The following is an 8,137-nucleotide window of genomic DNA, read 5'->3' as shown; positions in this document are numbered from 1 at the left end:
CGACACGCGACGCCGCGGAGCTGATCGATGTGGCCGCCGAGGTGTACGAGGCGGCGCGGGCAGCAGGCGTCTGACAGCACGGCGACGGAACGGGTACGACGCGAAGGGCGGCGCTCCGGACGGTGGCCCCGGTACCCGCTCCGGCGGCGCCGGACGTCGGAGAGCCGCATCGGACCGGCCTCGGGCCTGCCCGTCCGGGAGCCGTTCGTGGCCCGGTCACACCGACGGCCCTCGGCCGCCCGTCCGTATTCGGCGCAGATGCGCTCCGGCCTTCGCCGAACCCTTCTCGGCGGCCCGCAGCACCATGCCGAGCGCCGGCATCCCCGTCTCTTCGCCCTGCTCCGCCGCACCTCGGAGCCGGCGCTCCGCCTCGTCGATCCGGTCCCGCAGGCTGCCGCCCGGTACGTATTCGGCGCCCCCGAGGCATGCCGCCGAGGACGCGTACGTAGAGGCAGTCACACACATTCAGGTGCAGGCCCAGCGACACCCAGGTGATGTCCCACTCCTCGAACTGTCCGGTCGGCACGGCCGTGCGATTCGCCTTGGCGAGCACGAACGAGGCCCGGAACAGGCGTCCTGTCGACGAATTGGGCAGTCGCTCGGCCACCGGCGTGTACAGCGCCGGGGTGCCGTCGAGCCGGACCGCGTCCGCTTGGAGCAGCGTTCCGGTGGCGGCGCGGGTCCGTGCGAGCACCCGGCGCAGCACATCGATCCCGTCCAGCCACACCGGACCGCGCGGCAGGGTCTGCCGTGTGCTCAGCACCACCACGTCGCGTGCCCGCGGGTCGAACCACCGGCTCTCGTCGAGCCGTTCGAACCCGCTGGCATCGAAGGCGATCGGTTTTGATTCCGAGGACAGAGGGGCCACGGCCGCAAGCCAACAAGTCCGTCGCGCACCGCACCACGACCACCATCCGCTCCAACACCCGCTTGTTTCAACCCTGTTGAAGAGTGCGGACGAGTCGCGTCGGGCGTGGTGCGGGCGGAACGCGAGGACGTGTACTCACGGCAGGACCGTACGCAAAACAATGGGTCGCTCCCCCTCAGATCTGGCGCAGACTCAGATGGTGCAATATGGTCCGCGATGCGATGAGGACTGAGACACGGCATAGCTTGGGCGCTCTCCACAGAGCCACGGTCACGCTGTCCTGGTGGGGTGTCCACACGGTGCTGTCGGGTACCGCGTACGACCCGCCCCGCGCCCTCCCGATCTCGGACACGGCACGCGTCGCGGGCGAGGAGGCGAAGCCGCAGCCCTCCTTCACACAACGCCCCGGGAAGTCCCCGGCACCCAGCGGTTCCGCGCCCGGCAGCAACAAGAACAACACGAGCGGGAAGCCGTCGGTCGGCGCCCCGCGGATTTCCCGACTCCCGAGTCGGATGGCAGATGCAGGTGTGAAAGACCGCGCAGTGGGTCCGGGTGACGTTCACCCGTGACGACCGCGAGATCCAGGTCTTCTGCACCTGGTACCAGCACGCGCCGCTCGTCGAGATCGAAGAGAGCTGGGGCTTCCCGGTTCCGGAATCCGCTGAGCAAGCGGACTCCCGTACCCGGCCGGACATCCGTTCAGCTGCCTCCGACACAACGTGATACGCCATCAGTAGAGTCGGCAGAGACTCGGCGAGTCCAGCCCGACCCGGGTGAACCCTGCTCGGTGCCAGACCTTCCCACCTCGCTAGGAGATACCGTTGAGGATGCTGATCAACGTCCCCGAAACCGTTGTCGCGGACGCACTGCGCGGTATGGCCGCCGCCCACCCCGAGCTGACCGTGGATGTCGACAACCGGGTCGTCGTACGACGCGACGCGCCCGTGGCCGGGAAGGTGGCGCTCGTCTCCGGCGGCGGTTCCGGGCACGAACCGTTGCATGCGGGATTCGTCGGGCCCGGGATGCTCTCCGCGGCCTGCCCCGGAGAGGTGTTCACCTCGCCCGTGCCGGACCAGATGGTGCGGGCCGCCGCCGCGGTCGACAGCGGGGCCGGGGTGCTGTTCGTCGTCAAGAACTACACGGGTGACGTACTGAACTTCGAGATGGCCGCGGAGCTCGCCGAGGACGAGGGCATGCGGGTCTCCCAGGTACTGGTCAATGACGACGTCGCGGTGACCGACAGTCTCTTCACGGCGGGGCGGCGGGGCACGGGCGCCACCCTGTTCGTCGAGAAGATCGCCGGGGCGGCGGCCGACGAGGGTGCGCCGCTGGAGCGGGTGGAGGCCGTCGCCCGGCAGGTGAACGAGGCGTCGCGGAGTTTCGGGGTGGCTCTCGGAGCCGTCACCACGCCGGCCAAGGGCTCCCCCACGTTCGATCTGCCGCCGGGTGAGCTGGAGCTCGGGATCGGCATCCATGGCGAGCCGGGGCGGGAGCGGCGGCCGATGATGACCTCGCGGGAGATCGCGGACTTCGCGGTGCACGCGGTGCTGGACGACCTGCGGCCGACCGGACCGGTGATCGTGCTGGTCAACGGAATGGGTGCGACCCCGCTGCTGGAGCTGTACGGGTTCAATGCCGAGGTCCAGCGGGTGCTGTCCGAGCGGGGCGTCGTCGCGGCTCGTACGCTCGTGGGGAACTATGTGACCTCGCTGGACATGGCGGGCTGCTCGGTGACGCTCTGCCAGGTGGACGAGGAGCTGCTGCGGCTCTGGGACGCGCCGGTGGAGACGCCCGCGCTGCGCTGGGGCCGTTGATCCGTCCGTACCGCACCCTGTCCTGTTGGAGCGACAAGGAGATCATGTGCTCGACGCCGACTTCTTCCACCGTTGGATGACCGCGGCCGCGGCTCTGGTGAGCCGTGAGGCGGACCATCTCACCGACCTCGACTCCGCGATCGGGGACGCCGATCACGGCAGCAACATGCAGCGCGGGTTCGCGGCGGTGACCGCGGCCCTGGACAAGGAGCCGCCGCAGACTCCGGGGGCCGTACTGATGCTGGCCGGACGGCAGTTGATCTCGACCGTCGGCGGTGCCTCGGGCCCGTTGTACGGGACGCTGCTGCGGCGTACGGGAAAGGCCCTGGGCGACGCCCCCGCCGTGACCCCGCAGCAGTTGGCGGAGGCGGTCGGGGTGGGCGTCGCGGCCGTGGCACAGCTCGGCGGGGCGCAGGCCGGGGACAAGACGATGCTCGATGCGCTGCTGCCGGCCGCCGAGACGCTCGGCACCTCGTTCGGGGCGGCCCGGGAGGCGGCCGATGCGGGAGCGCTGGCGACGGTGCCGATGCTGGCCCGAAAGGGCAGGGCGAGTTACCTGGGTGAGCGCAGCATCGGTCATCAGGATCCCGGGGCGACGTCCTCGGCCCTGCTGATCGCCGCGCTGGCCGATACCGGAGCGGCGGACGGGAGCGACGCGTGAGTGACGGGAATCAGGTCGGGATCGTGCTGGTCTCGCACAGCGGCCCGGTGGCCGAGTCCGTCGCCGAGCTGGCCAAGGGCCTTGCCGCGGGCGGCGCCACGGCTCCAGTGGCCGCCGCCGGTGGCACCCCTGCGGGTGGCCTCGGGACGAGTGCGGAAATGATCGCCGAGGCTGCCAGGTCGGTGGACTCCGGCGCGGGTGTCGCGCTGCTGGTCGACCTGGGCAGCGCGGTGCTCACGGTCAAGTCGATGCTGGCCGAGGGCGACGAGCTGCCGGACGGCTCGCGGCTGGTGGACGCGCCGTTCGTGGAGGGCGCCGTGGCGGCCGTGGTCACCGCTTCGGCGGGCGGTGACATCGCGGCGGTGGAGGCCGCGGCCTCGGAGGCGTACGGGTACCGCAAGCTGTAGGCGGACGGGGCCGCCCCGCATTGTGTCGTGGCTGCGGAGCGGCCCCGGAGCCCGTCCGGCGGATCAGGGCCGGACGGGCTCTCGGTCCGTCAGGCCGCCGACGCGGACCCGGCCGCCCCGATCCTGATCTGCGCCTGCTGTGTCGTGCCGTTGACCGTCACGGCGAGTGTGATCGTGCCCGGCCGGAGTGCGGTCAGGGTGCCGGTGGACGGGTCGAAGACCGCCGTGTGGCGGTGCCGGACGCCGCTCCGGTCGCCGATGTGGACGTTCGGGGAGCCGGTCCAGTCCGCGGCCAGCGGGAAGCCGACCGGGACGCTCCGGGTCCCCTGGGTGACGGTCGCGGTGACCTTCGTACGGCTTCCGGTGCCGAGCGCCGAGGGCGCGTCGATCTGCAACGCGTCCACATGTGCGCGGGTCTGTACGGAGACCCAGTCGGGCCCGCCCTGCCACGGCCGTTGCCGCGCCGCGGCCTGTGCTCCGGAACTGACGCGGTCGGCTCCGATCAGCGACCAGCCGGTGAAGCCGCCGTCGTCCGCGGGCCCGGCCGGTGCCTTGCCGGAGTTGCCATTGATCAGATACGGCACTCCGTCGACGTGCGAGGCGTGGAAGACCCCCACGTGACTGCCGATGAAGGCCGCGCCCTTGCCGGTCGTACGGCGGAAGTCGGCGACCCACTGTTCCACCAGGGCGGCCTCCTTGCGGTCGCTCAGCTGGCTGCCCTTCTGCACGGTCGGATCGCGCGGCGGCACGTGCTCGATGAGCATGAGTGAATCGACGGTCCGGTCCTTCGCCGCCGCGTCCAGCTGGGCGCGCAGCTGCTCGATCTGGGCGAAGCCGCCGCCGCGCAGGCTGAGGCCGGAGGTGTCGAGCGTGACGAAGCGGGTGCCCTTGTGGTCGAACGTCCGCTGGGCGGGCCCGAATTCGGTGATGAAGTTGTCGATCCTGCCGCCCATCACCTCATGGTTGCCCGGCACGTAGTACCAGGGCAGCGAGTCGCCGAGTTCCTCGGTGAGGATGCGCCGGGCGAACGCCAGGTCCGCGGGCGATCCCTCGTCGACGAGGTCCCCGTTGATGACCAGGAAGTCCGGGGCCGCCGCCTTGATCTCGCGCAGGGTGCGGCGGGCCTGGGTGACGATCGCGCTGTCCGGGTCGCGGGCGACGAACTGGGCGTCGGACATCACCGCGAACCGCCAGTCCCGGTGCTCGGTCACGGCCGCCGGGTCGATCAACGGGTCGGCGGGAGCGGCCTGTTCGGGCAGGTCGACGGTGGGCGGAACCTGGGCGGTGAGGTCGTCGATCACGATCTCGCCCGTGTACTGCTTGGCCGCCGCGGTCTCCGCGAGGTAGAAGCGGGAGACGGAGAGCGGCATGGCGGCTCCCGCCGGCACGGCGAAGGTGACCTGCCGCCAGCCGTTCCAGGTGACGTACGGTCCGCGCAGCAGCTGGTCGGAGCCGGCGGCGTCCTTGAGGTGCAGGGTAGGCCAGGCGCCCCGGCCGTCGCCCTTGATCCACAGCTTGAACGACTGGGGCTGGCCGGGCACGGTGACCGGCTGGGGCGGCGCCGCGTAGGCGGCGCGGGTGGCGGTGGACCGGGTGAAGTCGTAGCTGAGCTTCAGTCCGGTGCCGGTGTGGCCGTCGGGCGTGGCCGCCAGCGATCCGTCCGCCCGGCCTGGCTGAACTTCCAGGACCCGGCGTCGTCGAAGGAGGAGACGGCCTGCTCGGTGAGACCGACGCTGACGGCGAGGACGGTGGTGGTGCCCGCGACGGTCGCCTTGATCCGTCCGGCGCCGGAGCCGGTGCGTGAGGCGACGGTGAAGGAGCCCTGTCCGTCGTCGCGGATGTCGAAGAGGGCGCGGTCGTAGTCGAGCGCGATGTCGCGCGGCTCGACGGGGGCGCTGGTGCCGTGGGCATCGAGCCCGACGATGCCGAACGTGCCGGTGGCCCCGGCGTCGGCGAGGCCCACCCGCTGGGTGGTGGGCTCGATCCGGGCCAGCTCGTCGAGGACGGTCAGAGCAGTGCTGCCGTGCGCCGGTCCGCGCGCGGCCGATACGTCCGTGGTGCCGCTGCGGCGTGCGGTGAAGAGTCCGTCGCCGTCGACCGTACCGACCGATCCCCGTGCGGTGCGCCAGCGCGGGGTGCCCTGCGCTGGTCCGTACGTCTCGTCGTATCCGGTCGCGGTGAGGCGTCGGGTGAGGCCGGGGAAGACCCGGTCGGGGTGGCCGCCCCTGACGGGGTCGACGCCCGGCGCGGAGCCGGCGGGCGTGCGGGGCCGGACCCAGTAGCCCTTCAGCCGTCCGCTGCCGTCGGGGGCGGTGAGGGCGAGGCCGTTGGGGACGGTGCGTTCGCTGCCGTCGGACGGGCTGTTCTCCACCCGCAGCGCGTCGCTGCCGGGTTCGCGGGCGACGAGGGTCGACGATCCGCCGCCGTCCAGGTTGAGTGCGCTGTACGAGCCGGCGCGCCGCATCATCAGGCCGAGTTCGGTGAGGGTGACACCGCCGCTGTCTGCCTGTCGCCCGTCGACGGTGAGGATCTGCATGGTCCGGCCGTCCTTGGAGAACCCGACGGCGGTGCGGGGTGCGGCGGTGTTGTTGCCCTCGCCGTCGTGGTTCTGCGCGACTCCGTCGACGACGAGGAGTTCCCGGCCGCCGACCGCGGTGCGCGGCACGGCCCCGCTGTCGGTGCGGGCCCGGTAGGTGAGGGACACCGGGTCGCCGGGCTTCAGGGCGTCCAGTGCGACGGCTCCGGCTTCACGGCCGACCAGGACGGTGGTGCCGTCGGGGAGGGCCCCCGATCCGGGGGTGTGCGAGACGGAGACGACCTTGCCGTCCCGTACGACCGCTTCGGCGACCGGGGTCGCGTTGTCCACGGTCAGGGCGCGGCCGGCGGTTCCCCAGGCGGAGGTGTACGCGCCGACTCCGCCGGCCGGCACATTGGCCGCGTTGTACGCCGCCAGCGGCCGCTGCCCGGCGGGCAGGGTGAGCGTCCCCTCGAAGTACAGGTTCAGGATGCGGCCCGCGCTGTCGGCGTCGATGCCGACGGCCCGGTTGATCCCGGGGGCGGGCGACTGGACCGTGGCCCCGTCCTTGATGCCGATCCCTTCGGGCGCGCCGGTCTGGTTGATGTCGAAGAAGTCGGCGTTGATGGCGGCGACGGTGCGGCGGCCGCGACCCGCGTCGTGTCCGGCGGCGAGTTCGGAAACGGTGTGCCGCTCGGAGACCTTGCCGGAGGAGAGGTAGTCGGCGCGTACGCCGCTGCCCGCGAGGTCGACCGAGAGACTGTCGACCCGCAGCCACTTGTCGGATTCGAGCCGGTCGTAGGAGCTGAGGCGGACCCCCGGGGCGATCGGGCGGGAGGTACGTGCGGTCTCGATGCCGTCGCCGTCCGCGACCGATCGGGGTGTCCCCGCCGGGTTGCTCGCCGGTGGTGGGGCGACCGGTCTGAGGATCTCGGCGGTGGTGCGGGGACGTGGGTCGGGGGTCGAATCGGCGAGTGCTGGAGAGATCGCGCCGACGGTCATGGCGGACACCGTCGCGAGCAGCACGAGCGGACGTGCGACCGTTCCACGTCCTCGCGCCGCGCTCCCGCGCGGTCCGGTTGTCCTGCCGACTATGCCAAGGCCCACAAGTCCTCCTTGATTCCCGATGGTTGCGCGGCCCGGTCCGGGCGAACGGCGCTGTCGGCGGACAGCATGGCCGCGCGCGCGACCGCGCACCAGGGGGCATCGGGAACCTCACGGCGAACAGGACGCGTCGGCTCGATGACGGCCATGATCACCGGGAAAGGGAGTGTCGTCCGCCGTGGTGCACCGCGGCCGGGACGCAGACTTGACGGCATGCCATCTCAGAAGCGCGCCAGGCGCAGTGCGGGCCTTCTCCTGTTTCGCCGGCCGGACGGGGCCGTGGACGATGCGGCCGCGGACGACGACGCCGGTTTCGAGGTGCTCATCGGGCACATGGGCGGCCCGTTCTGGGCGGGCCGCGAGAGCGCGGCGTGGTCGATCCCCAAGGGGGAGTACGGCGTCGACGAGGAGCCCGAGGCAGCTGCCCGGCGGGAGTTCGAGGAGGAGTTCGGGCATCCGGCGCCGGACGGTGAGTGGGTGGCGCTGGGAGAGGCACGTCAGTCGGGCGGCAAGACGGTGACGGTGTGGGCGCTGGAGGCGGATCTCGATGCCGCGGCGGCCGTCCCCGGGACGTTCGCCATGGAGTGGCCGAGGGGGTCGGGCGTGCTGCGGCAGTTCCCGGAGGTCGACCGGTTCGCCTGGTGCACGCCCCGGGAGGCGGCGGAGCGGCTCGTCACGGGACAGCGGGTCTTCCTCGACCGGCTGCGGGAACACGTGACGGGCGGGCGGGTGACGCCCGGTCAGGACGGGTCCTGACCGGGCGTCATC

General features: G+C 72.0%; 6 protein-coding genes and 1 pseudogene. 5 read left to right on the top strand and 2 right to left on the bottom strand.

Annotation, left to right across the window (positions count from 1 at the left end; translation table 11 throughout):
- Nucleotides 1–216 precede the first annotated feature (216 nt).
- Nucleotides 217–459, bottom strand: a complete 243-nt coding sequence (locus ABZY11_RS40935; RefSeq protein ID WP_356484036.1) for a hypothetical protein — start codon at nucleotides 457–459, stop codon at nucleotides 217–219.
- Between the two features lie 961 nt (nucleotides 460–1,420).
- On the opposite strand from ABZY11_RS40935, the gene ABZY11_RS40930 reads away from it, so the two are divergent.
- The 4 genes from ABZY11_RS40930 (at nucleotide 1,421) to ABZY11_RS40915 (ending at nucleotide 3,750) form a co-directional block, all read left to right on the top strand.
- Nucleotides 1,421–1,591 (top strand): hypothetical protein, encoded by a 171-nt coding sequence (locus ABZY11_RS40930; protein ID WP_356484035.1) that lies wholly within the window; start codon nucleotides 1,421–1,423, stop codon nucleotides 1,589–1,591.
- Between the two features lie 98 nt (nucleotides 1,592–1,689).
- Nucleotides 1,690–2,682 carry a dihydroxyacetone kinase subunit DhaK gene (gene dhaK, locus ABZY11_RS40925; RefSeq protein ID WP_356484034.1) on the top strand — a complete coding sequence of 331 codons (993 nt, stop codon included), beginning with the start codon at nucleotides 1,690–1,692 and terminating at the stop codon, nucleotides 2,680–2,682.
- A gap of 46 nt (nucleotides 2,683–2,728) precedes the next feature.
- Nucleotides 2,729–3,343 (top strand): dihydroxyacetone kinase subunit DhaL, encoded by a 615-nt coding sequence (gene dhaL, locus ABZY11_RS40920; RefSeq protein ID WP_356484033.1) that lies wholly within the window; start codon nucleotides 2,729–2,731, stop codon nucleotides 3,341–3,343.
- Nucleotides 3,340–3,750 carry a PTS fructose transporter subunit IIA gene (locus ABZY11_RS40915; protein WP_356484032.1) on the top strand — a complete coding sequence of 137 codons (411 nt, stop codon included), beginning with the start codon at nucleotides 3,340–3,342 and terminating at the stop codon, nucleotides 3,748–3,750. The genes dhaL and ABZY11_RS40915 overlap by 4 nt, the downstream gene beginning before the upstream one ends.
- Nucleotides 3,751–3,839: 89 nt before the next feature.
- On the opposite strand, the pseudogene ABZY11_RS40910 reads toward ABZY11_RS40915, so the two are convergent.
- A pseudogene (locus tag ABZY11_RS40910) lies at nucleotides 3,840–7,267 on the bottom strand (phosphodiester glycosidase family protein).
- A 315-nt stretch (nucleotides 7,268–7,582) separates the two neighbouring features.
- Here ABZY11_RS40910 and ABZY11_RS40905 point away from each other — a divergent pair.
- Complete coding sequence (locus ABZY11_RS40905) at nucleotides 7,583–8,125, top strand: NUDIX domain-containing protein (protein ID WP_356484031.1); 543 nt, start codon at nucleotides 7,583–7,585, stop codon at nucleotides 8,123–8,125.
- Nucleotides 8,126–8,137: the final 12 nt, after the last annotated feature.

The organism is Streptomyces sp. NPDC006510 (genome assembly GCF_040611955.1).
In the GTDB taxonomy this organism is placed as follows: domain Bacteria; phylum Actinomycetota; class Actinomycetes; order Streptomycetales; family Streptomycetaceae; genus Streptomyces.
The sequence above is the reverse complement of the archived record's forward strand: the minus strand, read 5'-3'. Positions and strand labels throughout refer to the sequence as shown.